15 protein-coding genes, 4 tRNA genes and 1 pseudogene are annotated in these 18,435 nt (G+C 34.4%); 10 read left to right on the forward strand and 10 right to left on the reverse strand.

From position 1 onward, the window contains the following. Positions 1-28: 28 nt before the first annotated feature. The 3 genes from ACQY29_RS05360 to rbfA form a co-directional block, all read right to left on the reverse strand. Positions 29-532, reverse strand: coding sequence for a hypothetical protein (locus tag ACQY29_RS05360; protein WP_428224216.1), 504 nt, complete (start codon positions 530-532; stop codon positions 29-31). A 381-nt stretch (positions 533-913) separates the two neighbouring features. Next, positions 914-2,116: an ABC transporter permease gene (locus ACQY29_RS05365; RefSeq protein WP_428224217.1), complete on the reverse strand. Its 1,203-nt coding sequence runs from the start codon at positions 2,114-2,116 to the stop codon at positions 914-916. A 1-nt stretch (position 2,117) separates the two neighbouring features. Beyond that, a complete protein-coding gene (gene rbfA, locus ACQY29_RS05370; RefSeq protein WP_428224218.1) occupies positions 2,118-2,510 on the reverse strand; it encodes a 30S ribosome-binding factor RbfA in 393 nt (130 codons plus the stop codon). A gap of 84 nt (positions 2,511-2,594) precedes the next feature. Here rbfA and mce point away from each other — a divergent pair, with 84 nt between their 5' ends. The 8 genes from mce to ACQY29_RS05410 all read left to right on the forward strand — a co-directional run bounded on the left by mce (position 2,595) and on the right by ACQY29_RS05410 (position 6,454). Next, positions 2,595-2,999 carry a methylmalonyl-CoA epimerase gene (gene mce, locus ACQY29_RS05375; RefSeq protein WP_428224219.1) on the forward strand — a complete coding sequence of 135 codons (405 nt, stop codon included), beginning with the start codon at positions 2,595-2,597 and terminating at the stop codon, positions 2,997-2,999. Between the two features lie 89 nt (positions 3,000-3,088). Beyond that, positions 3,089-3,162, forward strand: a tRNA-Ile gene (locus tag ACQY29_RS05380). A 75-nt stretch (positions 3,163-3,237) separates the two neighbouring features. After that, positions 3,238-4,155: an outer membrane beta-barrel protein gene (locus ACQY29_RS05385; protein ID WP_428224220.1), complete on the forward strand. Its 918-nt coding sequence runs from the start codon at positions 3,238-3,240 to the stop codon at positions 4,153-4,155. A gap of 163 nt (positions 4,156-4,318) precedes the next feature. Continuing rightward, complete coding sequence (trxA, locus tag ACQY29_RS05390; RefSeq protein WP_428224221.1) at positions 4,319-4,636, forward strand: thioredoxin; 318 nt, start codon at positions 4,319-4,321, stop codon at positions 4,634-4,636. Positions 4,637-4,696: 60 nt separating this feature from the next. Continuing rightward, on the forward strand, positions 4,697-5,623 hold the full coding sequence (locus ACQY29_RS05395; protein ID WP_428224222.1) for a DUF58 domain-containing protein: 927 nt from the start codon (positions 4,697-4,699) through the stop codon (positions 5,621-5,623). Between the two features lie 87 nt (positions 5,624-5,710). Next, positions 5,711-5,784 (forward strand) — tRNA-Asp (locus ACQY29_RS05400). A gap of 385 nt (positions 5,785-6,169) precedes the next feature. Beyond that, a tRNA-Asp gene (locus ACQY29_RS05405) sits at positions 6,170-6,243 on the forward strand. Between the two features lie 137 nt (positions 6,244-6,380). After that, positions 6,381-6,454 (forward strand) — tRNA-Asp (locus ACQY29_RS05410). 104 nt (positions 6,455-6,558) lie between these two features. On the opposite strand, the pseudogene ACQY29_RS05415 reads toward ACQY29_RS05410, so the two are convergent. Both ACQY29_RS05415 and ACQY29_RS05420 read right to left on the reverse strand, forming a co-directional pair. After that, positions 6,559-7,542, reverse strand: a pseudogene (locus ACQY29_RS05415) (ISAon1 family transposase). Then, on the reverse strand, positions 7,532-7,888 hold the full coding sequence (locus ACQY29_RS05420) for an ISAon1 family transposase N-terminal region protein (protein ID WP_428223790.1): 357 nt from the start codon (positions 7,886-7,888) through the stop codon (positions 7,532-7,534). The pseudogene ACQY29_RS05415 and the gene ACQY29_RS05420 overlap by 11 nt, the downstream one beginning before the upstream one ends. 167 nt (positions 7,889-8,055) lie before the next feature. On the opposite strand from ACQY29_RS05420, the gene ACQY29_RS05425 reads away from it, so the two are divergent. Next, positions 8,056-11,385: a PA domain-containing protein gene (locus ACQY29_RS05425; protein WP_428224223.1), complete on the forward strand. Its 3,330-nt coding sequence runs from the start codon at positions 8,056-8,058 to the stop codon at positions 11,383-11,385. A gap of 57 nt (positions 11,386-11,442) precedes the next feature. Here ACQY29_RS05425 and ACQY29_RS05430 read toward each other — a convergent pair whose 3' ends face one another. Continuing rightward, positions 11,443-11,943, reverse strand: a complete 501-nt coding sequence (locus ACQY29_RS05430; protein WP_428224224.1) for a DUF456 domain-containing protein — start codon at positions 11,941-11,943, stop codon at positions 11,443-11,445. A gap of 58 nt (positions 11,944-12,001) precedes the next feature. Here ACQY29_RS05430 and ACQY29_RS05435 point away from each other — a divergent pair, with 58 nt between their 5' ends. Beyond that, positions 12,002-12,484, forward strand: a complete 483-nt coding sequence (locus ACQY29_RS05435) for a hypothetical protein (protein ID WP_428224225.1) — start codon at positions 12,002-12,004, stop codon at positions 12,482-12,484. A 420-nt stretch (positions 12,485-12,904) separates the two neighbouring features. Here ACQY29_RS05435 and ACQY29_RS05440 read toward each other — a convergent pair whose 3' ends face one another. The 4 genes from ACQY29_RS05440 to ACQY29_RS05455 form a co-directional block, all read right to left on the reverse strand. Beyond that, entirely contained in the window at positions 12,905-16,264 is a 3,360-nt protein-coding gene (locus tag ACQY29_RS05440; RefSeq protein ID WP_428224226.1) for a PA domain-containing protein, read from the reverse strand. A gap of 76 nt (positions 16,265-16,340) precedes the next feature. Continuing rightward, positions 16,341-17,681 carry a deoxyguanosinetriphosphate triphosphohydrolase gene (locus ACQY29_RS05445; RefSeq protein ID WP_428225876.1) on the reverse strand — a complete coding sequence of 447 codons (1,341 nt, stop codon included), beginning with the start codon at positions 17,679-17,681 and terminating at the stop codon, positions 16,341-16,343. A 49-nt stretch (positions 17,682-17,730) separates the two neighbouring features. After that, positions 17,731-18,174 (reverse strand): GNAT family N-acetyltransferase, encoded by a 444-nt coding sequence (locus tag ACQY29_RS05450; protein WP_428224227.1) that lies wholly within the window; start codon positions 18,172-18,174, stop codon positions 17,731-17,733. Positions 18,175-18,176: 2 nt separating this feature from the next. Beyond that, on the reverse strand, positions 18,177-18,395 hold the full coding sequence (locus ACQY29_RS05455; protein WP_428224228.1) for a hypothetical protein: 219 nt from the start codon (positions 18,393-18,395) through the stop codon (positions 18,177-18,179). Positions 18,396-18,435: the final 40 nt, after the last annotated feature.

An 18,435-nucleotide genomic window follows, 5' to 3' on the forward strand; every position in this document is an offset into this window, starting at 1 on the left:
TCTAGACCGTTTCTTTTTTGCAATTGTATTACAAACCTTTGATGTTGTTTACTAAGTTTTTTAAGACAATGTTTGGATTTCCTTCGTCATAAGTTTTTGAAGTATATGTAATTCCGTTGTGTACTACAGTAAGCACTTCTGATCTAGCGCCATCATATACAAAAGTTGTTGAAGGTGCGTTGAAATAAGGAATCAAATCTATTGTTAATCCGTAGAAAATGTTGTCAATAGTATTGAACTTTGTAGTTGATATAGTATATGAGCTTGGAGGGACAATACCAGAGCTTGATTTGGTTACTGTTCTACCTTTTAAAGTAGTTGCTTGGTAAAAGCCTCTAGCTTGTGTAGTTACAGTGATTTCTGTAGTCGAAGCAATACGTTGTGCAGTTAATCTCGAAGTTTGATTTGCTTTTTTGGCTTCATTTTGTGCGTTGATTGTTTGTGCTTCATTGTTTTTTTCTGAGTTTGCATGGTCAACTGTGCAACTAGCCATTGCTGTTAATGCTGTGATAGCTAAAAAGAATTTTTTCATGATAATTTTAATTATTTGTTTTTGTTTGTGTTGCAAAGTTGAAAATATGTTAAAAAATACGCAATACGGATAGTTGTTTTTGCGAATAATTCAGCAAGGTTTCTTTTTTTGAAAGTTAATTTGTTCTTTAGTTATTTGTGTATAAATGTAAACTTTGTTTTTTTGAGTTCTTTTTTTTGAGTTCTTTATACTAAAGCTCTTTTGAAATTTATCGAATTGATAATGAAGAATGCTAATTTGCTTTTCTGAAGAAAGTAATATATTGGCTGATTATTTTGATTTCTTTCAAAATACAACGACATTATTTATACTTATTTTTTGTTGTATTGAGGGATAAAGTAGTCGTATTACGAAAATTTTTGTAATTCTGTCGAATGCAGTTTAATTAGCTAGTAATTTCTGGCTTACTCTGCTGCTAGCAATATATGATGCTAAGAACCCTAAAATCATGATAGTAGCAAAGACGATAAGGAAGTTAATCCATTCAATTTTTACGGGATAAGCTAATGATTCGGTAATCATTATTAGGTGGAATTGGCTTTGAATAAAAATAATAATAAGTCCAATAAATATGCCGATAAATCCACCAATAAAAGTTAGTAGGCTTCCTTGAAGGAAAAAGATGGTTTGAATTTCTTTTATAGTTACACCTAGATTGAATAAGGTTTTTAAGTTGCCTTGTTTGTCTAGTATCATCATAATGATAGCTCCAGCTAAAGTAAACAATGTCATTACAATTACTAAGGTGAAAATTAGGTAAATGGCCGTGTTTTCTGTGTTGAGCATTTTGTGTAAACTGTCATTTAGTTGTGCTCTGTTTTTAATGATTACTTGGTCTTTAAAAATCAATTGTAAGTCCTTGATTACCGCGTTTTCATTAGCAGTTTTGTCAAGTTTGAATTCAATGGCAGAAACTTGGTTCGATTTATATTCTAAAAGATCTTGAGTTAGTTTTAAATCGGCAAAAACGTATTTACTGTCTAATTCATCATTGATTGAATAGATACCAATAGGGATTAAATTAGATTTGTTAAATGCAGATTCAGGATCCGTAATTGCTCCCTTGCCGGGACGGGGAACATAAATTTCAAAGGTATTATTGAGGTCAAATAAACCTAAAGATAGTTTTTGACAAATAGTATTGCCAATAACAACCTGTGGTGTTTCGGGTACAAGCCACTGACCTTGGTAAATGGATTTGTTAATAGGGTTTACCTGTGTAAATTGGTTGTCAATTCCTTTGATCTCTGCAACCTGTTCCTTTCCTTTGTAAACAAAAAGCACTTTTTCTTCGATGACTTTGCTGTAAAATAGTATGCCATTCGTTTTTTTTAAACGGTTCAGTTGGGTGGTGCTGATTTGTAGGGATTTGCCTTTTGCAGGGAATAGTTTTAGGTCTGGATCGAAATTGTTGCTAAAAGATAGGCTGAAATCTTTCAATCCGCTAAAAACAGAAAGTACCACAAATAAAGCCATAGCACCTATAATAATTCCCGCTGAAGCAATTTTGCTAATAATATTAATAGCGTTATTCGTACTAGAAGTACGTAAATAACGCTGTGCTATGTAGAGCGGGAAATACAATTTAGGATTTCTTTCTTTTTTCTAACAAATCTGGATTGTCAATTGGGTTGTCTTTCCCAGAAAGTGCATTGTCAATTTTTTCAATATAATCTAAACTGTCGTCTATGTAAAAGATTAAGTTAGGTACTTTGCGTAATTGTAATTTTACACGTTGTGCTAAGTCGTGTTTGATTAACGGTGTGTTAGTGCGAATAGCAACAAGAATTTCAGCTGCCTTGTCCTGAGGGAAGATGCTTAAATATACTTTTGCTATTGATAAATCGGTAGTAACACTTACTTTTGAAACTGAGATCACAAGATTAGAAATTCCGTTTTTACGTACCTCACCTTGTAAAATATCCACCAAATCTTTTTGTAAAACGTTACCTATTTTTTTTTGTCTATTCGTTTCCATGGGGCAAAAGTACAATTTTTTAGTTGGATTCTTGCAATCAGACTCGGTTCAAACTTTTTATATTTGTACAAAATACAAAAAATAATGAGAAAAATAGAGCATATAGGAATTGCAGTTAAAAATTTAGAGGAATCCAATAAGTTGTTTGAATTGCTTTTTGGTGTTCCTCCCTATAAAGAAGAAGAAGTGGCTAGCGAAGGGGTGAAAACGTCTTTTTTTATGAATGGTCCGAATAAAATTGAATTGTTAGAGGCTACCAATCCAGAAAGTCCTATCGCAAAATTCATTGAAAAAAAAGGTGAAGGGATACATCATATCGCTTTTGATGTTGAAAATATCGTGGAAGAGATAGAAAGATTGAAAAAAAATGGATTTGTAGTTTTGAATGAAATGCCAAAGAAAGGTGCTGATAATAAATTAGTTGCTTTTCTACATCCTAAAGGGACTAACGGGGTGTTGGTAGAATTATGTCAAGAAATTGCAGAATAATTTTGCAGAATAGAAAATATGCCTTAATATTGCACTCGCAATGAGGCATTGCCGATACTTGCAAGGATAAGTTTACTTAGTAAATTTACGGTCCTATAGCTCAGTTGGTTAGAGCACCTGACTCATAATCAGGTGGTCCCTGGTTCGAGCCCAGGTGGGACCACATAGTGGATGAAACACCTGCAGAAATGTAGGTGTTTTTTTTTGCTTATTATTAACAAACACAAAATTTGAAATTATGTTTAAAAAATTAATGTTAGTAAGCGCAGTAGCTTTATCTTTAGCTGCTAATGCTCAGGATTCAAAAAAAGGTTTTTACTTAAAAGCTGGTGGATCTTATTTTATTCAAACAGTTCCTACAAATTTTCCTGAAGTTGGAGGATTAGCTCCAAGAAAGTCAGTTTATAATACAGCAGGTAAGCTTTTGTCATCTGAAGAAATAAGTGGTTCTTTTGGGGAAGGAGTTAGAACTAACTTAGTTGGAGGATACCGTTTTACAGAACGTTTAGGTTTTGAAATGGGGGTGCATTATTACATGAGTAATTCTAAAACTATGGCGGATTATACTAATCGTCCGGATGGTGTAGTTACGCATCCAATTTTTGGGGATTTGCCTAAAAAAGTTAATTCGGTTTCAGAGGGTCAAATCAGTGCTTTTGATCTTTCGCCATCTGTTGCGCTATATCTTGGAGAAGTAGATAAATTCGAGCCGTATGCTAAAGTTGGTGTCATTGTGCCAGTTTATGGTTATCTAGATATAAAAACTACGGGATCTATAGTTGTGGGAGGTAATAAATTTGCTGATTTTTCTAAAACCGACCGTGTAAAGCCGAATCCAACAATTGGCTTTATGTCTTCTCTAGGAACTTCTTATAAGTTTTCAAGTTCAGTGTCAGCATTTATCGAAGTTGAGTATCGTAATTTTACTGTTAAAGGAAAAACTAAAGAGACGATATCAAGTACTGTAAATGGTATGGATAATCTTTCAACATTGAAAGTGTCTGAGATACATTCAAACTACGTTGATGTTTTGGATGTTAATTCTAATAATTCAGCTACAGGTACATTTGATGCTAATCGTGCTAAAGATGAATTAGCTTCTTATGTAAGCATCAGCGGTGTAGGTTTGACTTTAGGAATGCGTTATAACTTCTAATTTCTAACCCTATTATATTAAAAAAGAGTTGTCTAGTAGGCAACTCTTTTTGTTTTACATCAGTTTTTTTTATAAAAGCATCAAGATTAATAATTTAATCGATTATGGTTATTTAAAATAAAATTCTAATTTTGTTTAACTAAAATTATAAAATAAGAAAAAAATGGCATTAGCAATAACAGATGCTACTTTTGATGAAGTAGTATTGCAATCAGATAAACCAGTATTAGTTGATTTTTGGGCGGCTTGGTGTGGTCCATGTCGTATGGTAGGTCCAGTAATCGATGAGATTGCTACTGAATATGACGGTAAAGCCGTAATTGGTAAAGTAGATGTAGATGCAAACCAAGAATTTGCTGCTAAATATGGCGTACGTAACATTCCTACGGTTTTAATTTTTCAAAATGGGGAAGTAGTAGGACGTCAAGTAGGGGTAGCTCCAAAAGATACTTATACTAAAGCAATTGATGCTTTATTGTAATACGATAAAAAGTGTTTGTGAGGTCTGACGAGAGTCAGACCTTTTTTTTATATTTGAGTTATGAATCTTGAATCACAAATAGAAAAAATATCCAGTTTTCAGCATTTAGAGCTATTGGCTAATCAAATTGTTGAAGGTTTTATCTCAGGGATGCATAAATCGCCATTTCATGGTTTTTCTGCCGAGTTTGCGGAGCATAAAATTTATAACCCTGGAGAAAGTACCAAACATATTGATTGGAAGCTATATGCTAAAACGGATAGGTTGTATGCCAAACGTTATGAGGAAGAAACTAATTTGCGTTGTCATCTCATTATAGATAATTCTTCCTCGATGCATTATCCTAAGTTGCAACCCAAACAATTTTTTTATGAAAACAAAATAGGATTTTCTGTTTTGGCTTCTGCAGTTTTAATGAATTTGCTAAAAAAACAACGGGATGCCGTGGGCTTGAGTGTTTATTCAGATGCGTATGAATATTATGCTCCTGAAAAGGGAAGTGAACGTCATCATAATATGTTGTTGCATAAATTAGAAGAAATATTGCAGACCAGTAAACAAGGAAAGCAAACGGATACGATTACGTATTTGCATCAAATTGCTGAAAAAATGCATCGTAGGTCTATGATAGTATTGTTTACGGATATGTTTCAAGATAGTGATGAAGAACGGTTGTTTAAAGCCTTGCAACATTTGAAACATAACAAACATAAAGTAGTTGTTTTTCATGTTTTTGATAAAAAGACAGAATTTGAGTTCAATTTTGATAATCATCCTCGAAAATTTATTGATTTAGAAACAGGGGAGCATATTAATTTGTTTTCTGAAAACATTAAAGAAGTGTATGAAAATACGGTAACATCTTATTTTAAGCGTTTGGCCGATACTTGTGCTATGTATAAAATTAAGTATGTTCCAGTGGAAATAGGCGTAAGTTTTGAAAAAATAATGACAACGTATTTGATTGAAAAACAATCATTTGTGTAATGTTTTGTAAAATAATTTAAAAAAAAATAATTTTTTTCTTGCAGAATTCAAAAACGGTTGTATATTTGCATCCGCAATTAAGCAAAAGGTTTGGTAGTTCAGTTGGTTAGAATACATGCCTGTCACGCATGGGGTCGCGGGTTCGAGTCCCGTCCAGACCGCTAAATTGGAATGAAGAAGCGCTCTTTGGAGCGCTTTTTTGCCCAAATAAAGATTTTAAAATTAGTTGTGTTGTTTAGTCCACTTCGGTGGATGGTTTAGTAGTTAGACCAATGAAAAGCTTTCCATTTGGAGGGCTTTTTTTTTATCTAATTTTTAAAGGAAAAATGGGTGCGGTAGATTTGAATAAAATAAAGGGGATTTGTAGAATTTCCTTTTTTCTTTTTGAAGTTGTTTGAGATTTTGAATGTGGGAATTGTTGAGTTTTCTGATCTTTAGTTAGTTGTGATTTGATTTTAGTTTTTGTTGAGAAATTGTTTAATTTTTGCTTGTAGAGCTAGAAAATAGCTGTATATTTGCACTCGGAAATCAGAAATGATTTATCAAGGTTTGGTAGTTCAGTTGGTTAGAATACATGCCTGTCACGCATGGGGTCGCGGGTTCGAGTCCCGTCCAGACCGCAAAAAGCTCTTCAGAAATGAAGGGCTTTTTTTGTTTTGGGTTTTAAAAAATAATTTAAAAAAAAATTTTTTTAGGGTTGTGAGACTGGAAAATTGCTGTATATTTGCACTCAGAAATCAGAAATGATTTTTATAAAGGTTTGGTAGTTCAGTTGGTTAGAATACATGCCTGTCACGCATGGGGTCGCGGGTTCGAGTCCCGTCCAGACCGCAAGAAAGCTCTTCAGAAATGAAGAGCTTTTTTTTGTTTTGAAAATGTTGTTTTGTATTTTTAATGGATCAAGGATCAAGTCCAAAACCTGTGGATTTGATAAATTAGGCATATAAATTTGTAAGTCTAAAAAGAAAGAATTCTATGTTTCTTACGCCTCTAAATTTACTTCTAAAAGCCTTTATTTTTGCATTAAAAGATTTGGCTGAAGCATTGGTACTTCTGTTGTCAAAGTAATTTAGTATTGTTTTATAATGATTTGTTATTGTTCTTGATATTGTATTGAATGATTTAAAATTTGATTGACTTACTTTTTCGTGCCATTTTGCCAATTTTGTATATGCGTAAAGTTTGTTTGTTGTATTTTGAAAGATGTTAGCCAGTTCTATCGAAAGTTGATAAGCAAGTTTTAAATCAGGGTAGATTTCGAAAAGTATTTTAGCTCTTTCTTTTTGATTGTATGTCTATTTATTTTCTCGCTTATATAGTAAATATCGACTTCTCGCAAGGAGTTGTTTCTTAGTTTCACCATTGGCTAATATCTCAGGATTATATTTTCTTTTTTGTGTTTTAGCTTTTTCTAATAAATCATTTTCTTGGTCGATTGCTTCCCATCTATGCTTTATTCTTATTTCTTGCAAAGCTTCAATGGCTAGTTTTTGAACATGGAACCTATCGGTAACTAAGGTTGCGTTAGGGAATGATTTTTTTACAATGAGTTCCATATTTGGAGCCATGTCTAAAGTCGTCTCTTTAACTTTACTCCTTATTTTTAAAGGTATTTTATTTAATACTTCAATAACACTTTCTGCCTTTGTTCCTTTTACAACAGCCACAATACTACCTTTTCTACCTTTGGCTTTTTTGTTTGTAACTATAGTATACAATTCATCATAAGACAAAGCAGTTTCATCAATTGAAAGGTATTCTCCTAGGTTTTCAGGATAAAGCAACCAATCTTTTGCATGAGATTTTTGTTTCCAAGTTTTAAAATCACTTAAAAAATCTTTGTATTGTTTTTGCAATAATTTTCCATTAACACCATAAAAAGTAGCGATGCTTTTTGTGTCATGAGCGTTAGTGTCGATTGATTTCTTTTAAAAAAGAGGCAAACTCTTGTGTAAACCGAGTGCCTTGCGCTACTAAATTCCAGTCTCTAAAAACAACTTGATTAGTGGTTAAATTGAGCCACCTTCTTCTTTTTATATGTAGATAAACCTTAAGCTCTCTAATTGGAAAGTCTTGAACGGTAATGCTTTCAAAAAAACCTTTCGATTGCAATTTATCCTGAGAATATTCAATAGGAGGCTTATTGATTTCCTCTAAATATAAATGAAGTATTTCTTGTTTTTTATCTATTAATGTTAACTCAAAATATTCAATAATATATTCAGGTAGTAAAAGATGAACTAAATTATTAAAGGAAGAATCCATACTGAAAATTTAAAATACAAAAGAATGTATTTTTTAATTTCTCCACAACTTTTTAGCTTGAGCCTTTTTAATTAAATACATCTTTTTTTTATTATTTTTATATTAAGTGTTTTTTGTGTTTAAAAATTTTATATTTTCGTCAAACTAAATCCCAAAAAACCATAAGAATGAAAAAGAAAGTACTTTTAAGTTTTTTTGTATTGTTTGGTGTTGCTCTAGGGCATAGTCAAAATTCAAAAGAATTGCTTAAGCAAAAAGAAACACAAGTTGTTAAAAAGCTTACAAAAAAAGAGGCTAAAATTCTTCAAAAAAAGCACGAACAACATTTAGCGAATAATCAAATTAACAGAGCTTTTTATCTATCTAAGCAAGAAAGAAAATCTGAAGGCATTCCTCCTAATAAATATTTTGAGCAAGAGTGGTTGTTGACCATGGATCCTAGTACAGGAAAACCCGCTCATGAAAATTTAACTAAAATACGTAAAGATCTAGAACAACAGCGTCATGATGCAATGATGCAAAGAATTCCAGGAGATGCAGTAGGTAATAGTTGGGTGGAGCGTGGCCCTAATAATGTAGGCGGTCGTACTCGTGCTATTATATTTGACCCTGGTGACGCAACGGGTAACACTGTTGTTGCTGGTGGTGTAAGTGGTGGATTATGGCGTAATAATAATATTTCAAATACAGCTTCAACTTGGACGCGAATTGCAACATTTCCAGAACATGTCAATGTTCAAAATATAGCGATTGATCCTAATAATACAAATACTTGGTATGTAGGAACAGGAGAATCCTATGTGGCTGGTGATGTGAATGGGAATGGGATTTGGAAGACTACTGATAGAGGTGTTACTTGGAGCCGTGTATACGGTGGAGGAACAGTTGCTTCTACAGTTAAAACATTAAAAAATTTAGATATTATTGCTCCTTCAGCAGCGGGTACGATTCGTGCTTATTCTACAGGTGTTGCAAGTTGGGCAGGTGGAGCAATAACAAATAATTTAACCGCTGACATTGTTTTGATGGATGATGGAGTTGCTCCTACGGACGACGCTTGTAGTGCAACCAGTCAAAATTATGCAGGAAAGATTGTTTTGATAAGACGCGGATCATGTTCTTTTGAATCCAAAGCAGTGATTGCACAAAATGCGGGTGCAGTGGGTGTTATCATTATGAATAATGCGGCTGGTGCTGGAGTAATGAGTATGTCAGAAGATGCAGCAGTTACAGGTACTATCCCTACAATCATGGTTTCAAAAGAAGATGGTGATTTGTTAGTAGCAAATTTGGCAGGATTACGCGGTACGCTTAAGCCTTCTTTACCAACTGAATTTTCAGGACTGGAAGTTTCAGGGGTTCAATTTGTTAATGATATCGTTATAAAAAACAATGCTGGAGTATCTGAAATTTATGCTGCTTTAGGTGATGGGCAATATTCTGATTCACGAAATGGTACTTTGTTTAATGCATCTAATTTTGGTCTTTATAAGTCTGTAAATGGAGGTTCTACTTGGACTAAATTGAATTTACCTGTATCAGATGCTGGTCATCCTACTTGCCCTAATGATCTTGAATTAGGGTTTGATGGTGATATTTGGGTTTCTAGTACTAATAGTTGGACTTTTGGTGATGGCGGTGGACGCGTATTCCAATCTACAGATAATGGAGCTACTTTTGCATTAAGACATACTGTTCAAGGTGAGCGTGGAGGAATGCGTGTTGAAATTGAAGCTTCCAATACCACAGCTGATAAAGTTTATGTTTTATCACAATTAAAAGACGATCCTGCTACCACATCTAAAATTGAAGTAAAATTAGAGGTTACAACTAATGGTTTTACAACACCTCCGATTGTATTGACTTTACCAACTGGAAATGAAACTCGTGAAACTACTTATGGTTTTACAGGTGCTCAAGCGTTTTATGATATGATGATTGAATCGGATCCTGTAGATGATAAGATTATATATGTAGGTGGAATTGATCTTTATAGAACGGCTAATGCTAATGGACCAGCAGTTACTTGGTCGGCCATTTCAAATTGGACAACTAATGTGCATTCTGATCAACATGCTATGGTGTTTAAGCCTGGTAATAGTAGTGTGGGGCTTTTCGGAAATGATGGTGGAGTATATTATTCAAGTAATTTAGCTTCAACAACAATTCCAGCTACGGCGAGAAATTCAGGATTTAATGTAACTCAATTTGTAGGAGTAGCCGCTATGCCTAATGGTGTGACAGGTGCTGCAGGTGATTTCTTTGTTGCAGGTGCGCAAGATAACGGGACACAATATTATTCAGGTTCATCCACTGGAGCTACTTCAACTGTAGGAGCAGCAGCTGGTGTGAATAGTACTTTTAGAGTTCAAGGGGGTGACGGTGGTAAACCTTTATTTGATCAAGGCTCTGATAAATACTATATAACTAACTATGTTTATAATGACAACATGGTTTTGAGAAATGTGGGAAGTACCACTACTAAAGCTTTGAATGATAGTACTACAAGTGCAGGGTTGTTTTATCCAGCTATGACTTTAGATTCAACAAATGATATTGTTTACTCTGATTTTACAACTACTGGTACAGCAACTACGTATCAGGTGAGAAGATATTCTAATTTGAAAGCAAAGACTGCAGTTGTGCGTACAAATTTAACGAATGCATTGCTTACTTCTTATCCAACAGCCTTAGCAACTGGTAAAGCTACACCTACTACTTTGTATATAGGTACTATGAATAGTAAATTGTTGAAGGTAACTAGCGCAAATGGATCAGCTCCTGTTTGGTCGAGTATTACTGGACCAACATTTGTAGGTTCTGTTTCAGATATTGAATTTGGTGCAAATGATAATCAAATTTTTGTGACCATGCATAACTATGGGGTAAACAATGTTTGGTATACTTCTAATGGCGGTACAAATTGGTATCAATTAGATGGAGACATGCCTGATTTACCAGTTAAGGCAATCTTACAAAATCCGTTGAATGCAAATGAATTAATGATTGGTACTGATTTAGGGGTGTGGTATGCAAATAACTTCAATGCGGCTTCTGCAACTGATCAAGCGCTTACATGGAAACAAGCTTTTAATGGTATGAGTAATGTGAAAGTTACAGATTTAGATTTGCAAGCTAATTCACCTACAGCCCCTAATGCTTACAAAGTTTACGCAGCTACTTATGGTAGAGGGGTTTTTTCAGGAAGTTTAGTTGCGGCAGCAGGTGCTAGAGCAGCTCAGTTGGTTCAAAAAACAGAAGGATTTAAAGTGTATCCTACTGTGTCAAATGGTAATGTTCAAGTTTCTGCTCCAGATAGAAAAGGTGCGACTGTTATTGAATTGTTTGATATCACAGGTCGTAGTGTGTTTACAAACACTCTAGAAATGGACGGAAGTACTGTAGATGTGAATTTTGGTTCTCAGGCTGCAGGTAATTATATTCTTAAGTTAAGTGGTGATGGATATGAGGAAATCCAAAAAATTGTAATTGAATAATTATAGTGTTTCTTCTTCAAAAAGAGCTGTTCGGTTTTTCGGACAGCTCTTTTTATTTTAAAAAATGTCTGATTTATAGTGCCAAAATAAATAGATGTAATATCCTAAAAATATTATGCATACAACAAATTTCATGAAAGTGGAAGCTAAAAATCCAATGAAAGAACCTGTGGCGGCTTTTAATGCTCTTTTTTGTTCTTGGGAGTTATAATATAATTCACCTACGAAAGCCCCTACAAAAGGACCAATAATAAACCCCATAGGGATAGGTGACAGTAGCCCAACAATTAGTCCAATATTGGTGCCCCAAACTCCGTATTTGCTACCCCCAAAGAGCTTGGTTCCCTTCGCAGGGATGATATAATCCAGTAGGGTTATCAATAGAATGATGATAAACGTAACGCCTATTACCCAGTAATTATCTGGGACAGCTTTAGTGAAATAGAGTAGTACTAATCCTAGCCAGCTGATGCCAGGGCCTGGTAGTACAGGTAAGAAACTTCCAAAGATGCCAATAATCATGCATGCAAAACCGATGCAGGTCAATACTAAATCCATAAAAAAATGTTTACTTTTGTGGTATTACAATTAATGTTTAAAAATACAAATTGGTAAAATGAATCAGCTTAAAAAAGGATTATTTATTTTTTTTATGGCAACTACGGTAGTTGGATGCCAATATTTTGAAAAAAAGAAAGTTCCAACAAAAGATGATTTGTTAAAAAAAGAATTGGAAAAAATCAATTGGCAAACCGTTGATGAATATCCTTCATTGCCAGAATGTGACAATATAACTGATAAAGAGCTTCAAAAAGATTGTTTTTTTCAAGTCCTCACGAAAACAATTTATGAGAAATTAGTTAATGATACCGTGAAGCAGCTCTTACCGCGTTTAGATTCTCTAAAAGTAAAAGTTATTATTACGCCTAATTCACAAATGGAGTTTGAAACTATATTGCCTTCCAGCGCTGTAGATCCAGAATATACTGACAGTATTTTGCGCTCGAAATTAGTTGGTTTCCCTGAAGTTCAACCTGCGATTAAGAGAGGGATGAAAGTCAAGTCGCAATTCGTAATTCCTTTGTTTTTAAAAAAATAATTTCCTATTCCAAGGTTTAGTTAAAAGGTTGTTTTATCCCTAACGTCAATGATTTTATATATTGACAAAATTAGTGTTTGAGTTGTGTTTTCTTGTTGAAAATGGTTTGAATACTCTATTATTATTTATCATCCTAAAGTATTGTTTTGAAATGCTAAAATGATTGGGTTCTCTTGTTATTCCACTATTTTATTAGAGACATAAAATGTTATGGTATATGAAACTTGTTTTTTTTGGATAACTCCAAATGCTTTTTCGTTCTTCAATGAAATGCTTTGCAAGCCTTGGTTTTAATAATAAGTAATAGTTAGTAAGTTTTTTTGCTATGGGAAATATGGGTTTTTGTGTTAATTGTGTTTCGGTGTCTATAAAAAAAAAACTCCGCCTTTTGAGCGGAGCTTATTTTATGAATTACATAGATTATTCAATAATTAATTTTTGAGTTCCTTCAAATCCGTTTCCAGAAACTTTCAAAATGTAATTACCTGTACTTTGAGTGCCAAAATTCACTTCTTGTGCATTACTGTTAATTTCTATTGAATTAGAGTACACTTTTTTACCTGTTATGTCAAACAAATCGATATTAGTTTTACCATAAACCTTGTCTGAAGCTATAGTAACATTTCCTTTATTTACTGTTGGGAAAACTTTGATCGAATTATTAGTAATCACATTTTCAGGATTCGATAATAAAGCTGTTAACGAGCCTGAGAAAACACCTCTACCGTAAGTAGCCGCATAAACCTTGTAAGCGTTAGGAGCTGTTGGTGAATTAGCTTGTAAATCTAAATCCGTTACTCTCACATTGCTCATCCCGTTGAAAGATTGCTTCCAATTTAAAGCTTGGTCACTAGTCCCGTTTGGATTAAAAGTATTCGCATACCAAACACCTAAATCTGTACCAATCATGATTTCAGCAGTATTTAATGGATTTTGCAAGATACATTTCACAGGTAAATCAGGTAAATTACCATCTAATTTAGACCAAGTAGTACCGCCATCAGCCGTGTACCAAATGTTATTCACGCCATAATTGTGCATAGATACGAAAATTTGGTTGTCGTTAGCGCCAAACTCAATGTCAGAAACAGAACCTACAAATTGTGAACCCGTGATATCTGACCAAGCAGGATTAGCTCCATTTGCACTAGTAATTTTTAACAACTTGCCATTCATGGTGCCAGCATAAAGTGTAGTCGGGGTAATTTTTCCTGTTGCGAGCGCTGTTGGGTAAGTTGTCAAAAGTGCATTTGTTAAATCAGTTCTTGAAACCGTTCCTCCTTTGTAATCAGAATACCTTCTAATTTGATAAATTCGATTAGTAGCATCAGTAAAATCTGAATAAACTATATCATTAGTAGAGTCTAAACACATTGCCGCATAGAAAAGTCCCATACCTTCTGTGTCATCATCTAATTTGACAGTACTAGTACTTCCAACGGTTCTCATATACATATTATCATTATTCACATAATTTGTGATATAATATTTATCTGATCCTTGATCAAATAGAGGTTTCCCTCCATCACCTCCTTGCACTTCATAAGTTCCGTTTACGCCTATAGTAGCACCTGCAACAGAAGATGCAGAAGTTGTTGATCCCGAAAAATACTGAGTGCCATTATCTTGTGCTCCAGCTACTAAAAAGTCACCAATTGCACCAGAAACATTATTAGGCATTACCGCAACTCCCACAAATTGAGTTGTATTAAAACCGTTATTTCTTTTTGTTATAGCTGTAGTTGATGAGCCAGTAGCACTTGTTAAAGCTCCACAATAATAAACGCCACCATCATTCCCAAATACACCTATATCAGAGTTACCAGGTTTGAATGTTAAGGCATGTTGATCTGAATGTACATTTGTTGTCCATCGTGAGATTTGTGTCCAAGTTCCACCACTATTAGTCGAACGATACAAATCAATACCTCCGATATAAATTGTTGCATCATTAGTAGGGCTTGACTCAATCATCAAATCATAAAACGCTTGATACCCTGTAAAACCAGATATGTATTCTCTACTTTTACTAGCCGAATCAGAATAAAAACTAGTTGGTAATGTGATCAGAGTGGGTGTAGTAGCAAATGCATCTGTTGTTTTCTCTAATTTTGTTTCCCATTTCACCCCTGAAGTTGCGTTAGCTGTCATTCCTTCTATTTGAGATAAAACATACAAAGTATTCGCATTTGTATTTGATGCTTCAATTTCTACACGAGTACCAGTCCCTCCAGTCCCCTTTGTTCCACTAGCATATCCAGTCACAGTGTGTCTTAAAGTAAAAGTGGCGCCATTATCAGTTGATTGATATACTCTTCCACCTCCATCACCAAATGTATTGCTATCAGTAGATGAGACCCAAATATTCCCATTAGTTGTAAGTTCTATATCATTTGGACAGATTGGATGACCATTAGCCAATGCTGGAAGATTTAGTTTAGTCCATGTGCTTCCACCGTTTGTCGACTTATATACTCCAAAAGTACTTGGACCAAAAAGAGTTCCACTACTCGAATCTGAATAACGTCCATCGCCTATGGCAACGTAAATATCAGAATTCCCTGCGTTATTTTTTATAACAAGATCATTAACTAAACTTATTCCTGAAACCTCAATGCCAGCAAACTCTGTTGGTAATGAAGGTTTGAAAGTTCCTGTTAGATTTGCTAAATTAGCAATTAACAAATCTCCATCTTCCTTAGAAACCATAACTGTAGGTATCGTGCCTACTGTATCACCATCATCTGGCATGTTTTGAACTCCTGCACCAGCGACATTATTCATTAGAATTACACCCAATGCACCAGCATTTTTTGCCACAACCGATTTTGATTCGAAAGTACATGTACCTCTTCTAATAAGTACTATTTTTCCGGTATAGTTTTGCGTTGTAGCACTACAACCATCATCATTTGGTGCGGTTCCATCATTCATCAAAACAATAGGCGCAGTAAAAGTATTAGTTATTGCCCCTCCTGACCATAATGCAATTCCAGTCGAATACTGATTAATTGTATTGACAGAAGACGGTGAAATTATATCTAAATTATTTAGCTTCTTAATAGTCGTAGTTACAGTACCTCCACCGAAAACTCTTGTCCAAGTAACTCCCTTATCAGTTGTTTTCCAAATACCATTACCATTCACATCTCCTCCAACATATGACTCTCCTGTGCCTACATACCAAATATTTGTATTATTTGGATCAATGGCTATATTTTGAACATTTACATGTTCTGGAAAAGTGTCAATTTTAGACCAAGTTGAAGCTGCACTTGAAATATTGGTGTTTTTCCAAAGACCGCCACTTACTCCACCAGCAATGACGGTATTACCATTTGCATCTGTAGGGTCAAATACTAGGGCACGTGTACGTCCTCCTACATTATTCGGTCCTCTTTCCACCCAGTTATTGTTATTGGCATCACCAGGGATTCTTTGAGAAAGAGCCTCTCTTCTTGCTTGTTCAAGATCTTTCCTGATTAGATCTAAATTTTCACCAGTCGGGTATCCTCTTGAAGGATTCATGGTCATCAGCCATTCTTGCTCGAAATACTGATTAGGAGGTAAACCTTCTGCCTTTCTTTGTGAACGTGGAATGTTAAAATGTTTATTAATCTTGTTATGGGCTAAATGATATTCATGCTGCTTTCTCAGCTTAGCAATCTCCTTTTTAGCCATTTTCTTTTGTTTTGCATCCGATACACTTTGAGCACAAGTAAAATTACTTGTAAGCAAAGCACACGCAAATGCAAAAGGTAAAAGTAGATTTTTTTGCATAATTCGGGTTTTTAATTGGTATTAATTCACAAAAATACACAAACAACTGAATTACACAATAATATCTCTTATGTTTTTAACTTTTTGTAGAAATCATCTTACTATAGATTAATGCATTCCCATCCGTGAGCATAGATACAAATTGACAAATATGCAACAAGCGTTCATATAACGTATCTTTTTCAATAGCATGCTTTTCAGGAAGTACTTTTAAAAGTAATTGGTCAAAATTTGTTGCTTTTCCTTCAAATTCATTGTTGTAGGCGCTGATGAACTTATCTAATAAATTATTGATAATTTGGTACCCGTTTATTTCTTTTTCGATGACTTCACGACTTTGGTAGATGTTTTTCACACTAAGTTTGATAATGTCGTTCATCTGTGCTTTGTATTTGGATTTTTCCATCAAAGCATAGGGGAAAGCGCCTTTAAGAATCAATTCTTCATTTTCTACAAAAATAGATACTGCATCATTAATAAGACTGCCAATTGCTAAGGCACGCAAATAACTGATGCGGTCTTCTTTGGTGGTCAGTGCATTGTATTTAGAGGTATCAATGGTGTCTTTCACTAATTTAATGAGGTATTCTAAGGCATAATCTTCAGAAACTAAACCTAAATTGATTCCATCTTCAAAATCGATTATGGTGTAGCAGATGTCGTCAGCAGCTTCGACTAAATATGCCAAAGGATGGCGTTCATAGCCAATGGAATTATCTTCTTTGTTTTTTTTCAAACCTAATTCTTCCGCAACTTCTTTGAAAAAGGATTTGTCTTGCTGGAAAAAGCCATATTTTTTATCAGCTATATTAGTTGTTGGTTTTTTAGGTAAACTTTCCTTTGGGTATTTCATAAAAGCACCTAAAGTGGCATAGGTTAATCGTAAACCTCCTTCCACTCCTGGTCGAGATGATGTAAGTATTGAAAATCCATTGGCATTTCCCTCAAAATCTATTAAGTCTTGCCATTCTTTTTCAGAAAGTTGCTCTTTGAATTTTTGCCCATTCCCAATGGAAAAATATTCGCCTATAGCTTTTTCTCCTGAGTGTCCAAAAGGAGGGTTTCCAATATCGTGCGCTAATGCTGCCGCAGCAACTATAGCACCGAAATCATTGGCTTGATAACCATGGATTTCTTGTAAATAGGGATATTTTTCTAAAATTTTCTTTCCTACCAAACGACCTAAGGAGCGTCCCACTACGGATACTTCTAAACTATGGGTCAAACGTGTATGAACGAAATCGGTTTTGGAAAGCGGAATGACTTGAGTTTTATCTTGTAAACTCCTGAAAGCAGCCGAAAAAATGACACGGTCATAATCTACTTCAAACCCTAAACGCGTATCGTCTTGTTCTTTTCGTAAACGTTTGCTTGTATCTCCTTGTCTTTTTAGCGACAAGAGTTGTTCCCATTTCATCATAGGCGTAAAATTTTAGATTGAGGACTTTAAGTAGCGAATATACAAATTATGCTTCTTTTTTCATACAAACGCTGTTTTCAACGCCTATATACTGCCCGTAATTCGGAATAAAGGTGTATCCTGTTTTTTGGTATAACGCAATAGCCGCAGTAAGCTTGGGAGAAGTTTCTAAAATAAAAGTATTAAATTGTTGCTCTTTAGCCCAGTCTTCAATAGCTGTCAGTATTCTTAGCGCGATGCCTTTATTGCGATGGTCTGGATGCACAAACATACGTTTAATTTCAGCAGTTTGCCTATCATATTTCTTGAATGCTCCACAACCCACCGCAACCGAATCTTCATAAACCACTAAGACATGGTCTAGTTGTACATTGTTATAAAAAGCAAAAAAATCACGTTCGTCACCATCGATTTCTACCAAATATTCATCGAAGAGAGCGGATAATTTTTTAAAATCAGGATTATCCGAATTTGTTTTTACAACACGCATGATTAGTCTCTGTTTAGGAAGAAAACACGGGATTTTTTCGGGTATTTTTCTCTACTCATGTGGCTTGGGTTATCAATAATGGTTTTGATATTAACAACATCACCCAATTTGAAATTTTCAACCGTATATTTATAATCCAACAAATAAGGACCACAGAAAAAATTTCCTTGTTCATCTTTTTCTATAGCTCCCGTATATACGTTTTTTTTATCTTTTGACATGTTTTCTATTTTTAATCAAAGGTAAAGCTTTTGTAAATAA

The organism is Flavobacterium sp. (genome assembly GCF_965262375.1).
Lineage (GTDB): Bacteria > Bacteroidota > Bacteroidia > Flavobacteriales > Flavobacteriaceae > Flavobacterium.

Coding starts and splice junctions, on each gene's coding strand:
- ACQY29_RS05360 (WP_428224216.1), bottom strand. CDS start 532: ATGAAAAAATTCTTTTTAGCTATCACAGCATTAACAGCAATGGCTAGT.
- rbfA (WP_428224218.1), bottom strand. CDS start 2,510: ATGGAAACGAATAGACAAAAAAAAATAGGTAACGTTTTACAAAAAGAT.
- mce (WP_428224219.1), top strand. CDS start 2,595: ATGAGAAAAATAGAGCATATAGGAATTGCAGTTAAAAATTTAGAGGAA.
- ACQY29_RS05385 (WP_428224220.1), top strand. CDS start 3,238: ATGTTTAAAAAATTAATGTTAGTAAGCGCAGTAGCTTTATCTTTAGCT.
- trxA (WP_428224221.1), top strand. CDS start 4,319: ATGGCATTAGCAATAACAGATGCTACTTTTGATGAAGTAGTATTGCAA.
- ACQY29_RS05395 (WP_428224222.1), top strand. CDS start 4,697: ATGAATCTTGAATCACAAATAGAAAAAATATCCAGTTTTCAGCATTTA.
- ACQY29_RS05420 (WP_428223790.1), bottom strand. CDS start 7,888: ATGGATTCTTCCTTTAATAATTTAGTTCATCTTTTACTACCTGAATAT.
- ACQY29_RS05425 (WP_428224223.1), top strand. CDS start 8,056: ATGAAAAAGAAAGTACTTTTAAGTTTTTTTGTATTGTTTGGTGTTGCT.
- ACQY29_RS05430 (WP_428224224.1), bottom strand. CDS start 11,943: ATGGATTTAGTATTGACCTGCATCGGTTTTGCATGCATGATTATTGGC.
- ACQY29_RS05435 (WP_428224225.1), top strand. CDS start 12,002: ATGAATCAGCTTAAAAAAGGATTATTTATTTTTTTTATGGCAACTACG.
- ACQY29_RS05440 (WP_428224226.1), bottom strand. CDS start 16,264: ATGCAAAAAAATCTACTTTTACCTTTTGCATTTGCGTGTGCTTTGCTT.
- ACQY29_RS05445 (WP_428225876.1), bottom strand. CDS start 17,681: ATGAAATGGGAACAACTCTTGTCGCTAAAAAGACAAGGAGATACAAGC.
- ACQY29_RS05450 (WP_428224227.1), bottom strand. CDS start 18,174: ATGCGTGTTGTAAAAACAAATTCGGATAATCCTGATTTTAAAAAATTA.
- ACQY29_RS05455 (WP_428224228.1), bottom strand. CDS start 18,395: ATGTCAAAAGATAAAAAAAACGTATATACGGGAGCTATAGAAAAAGAT.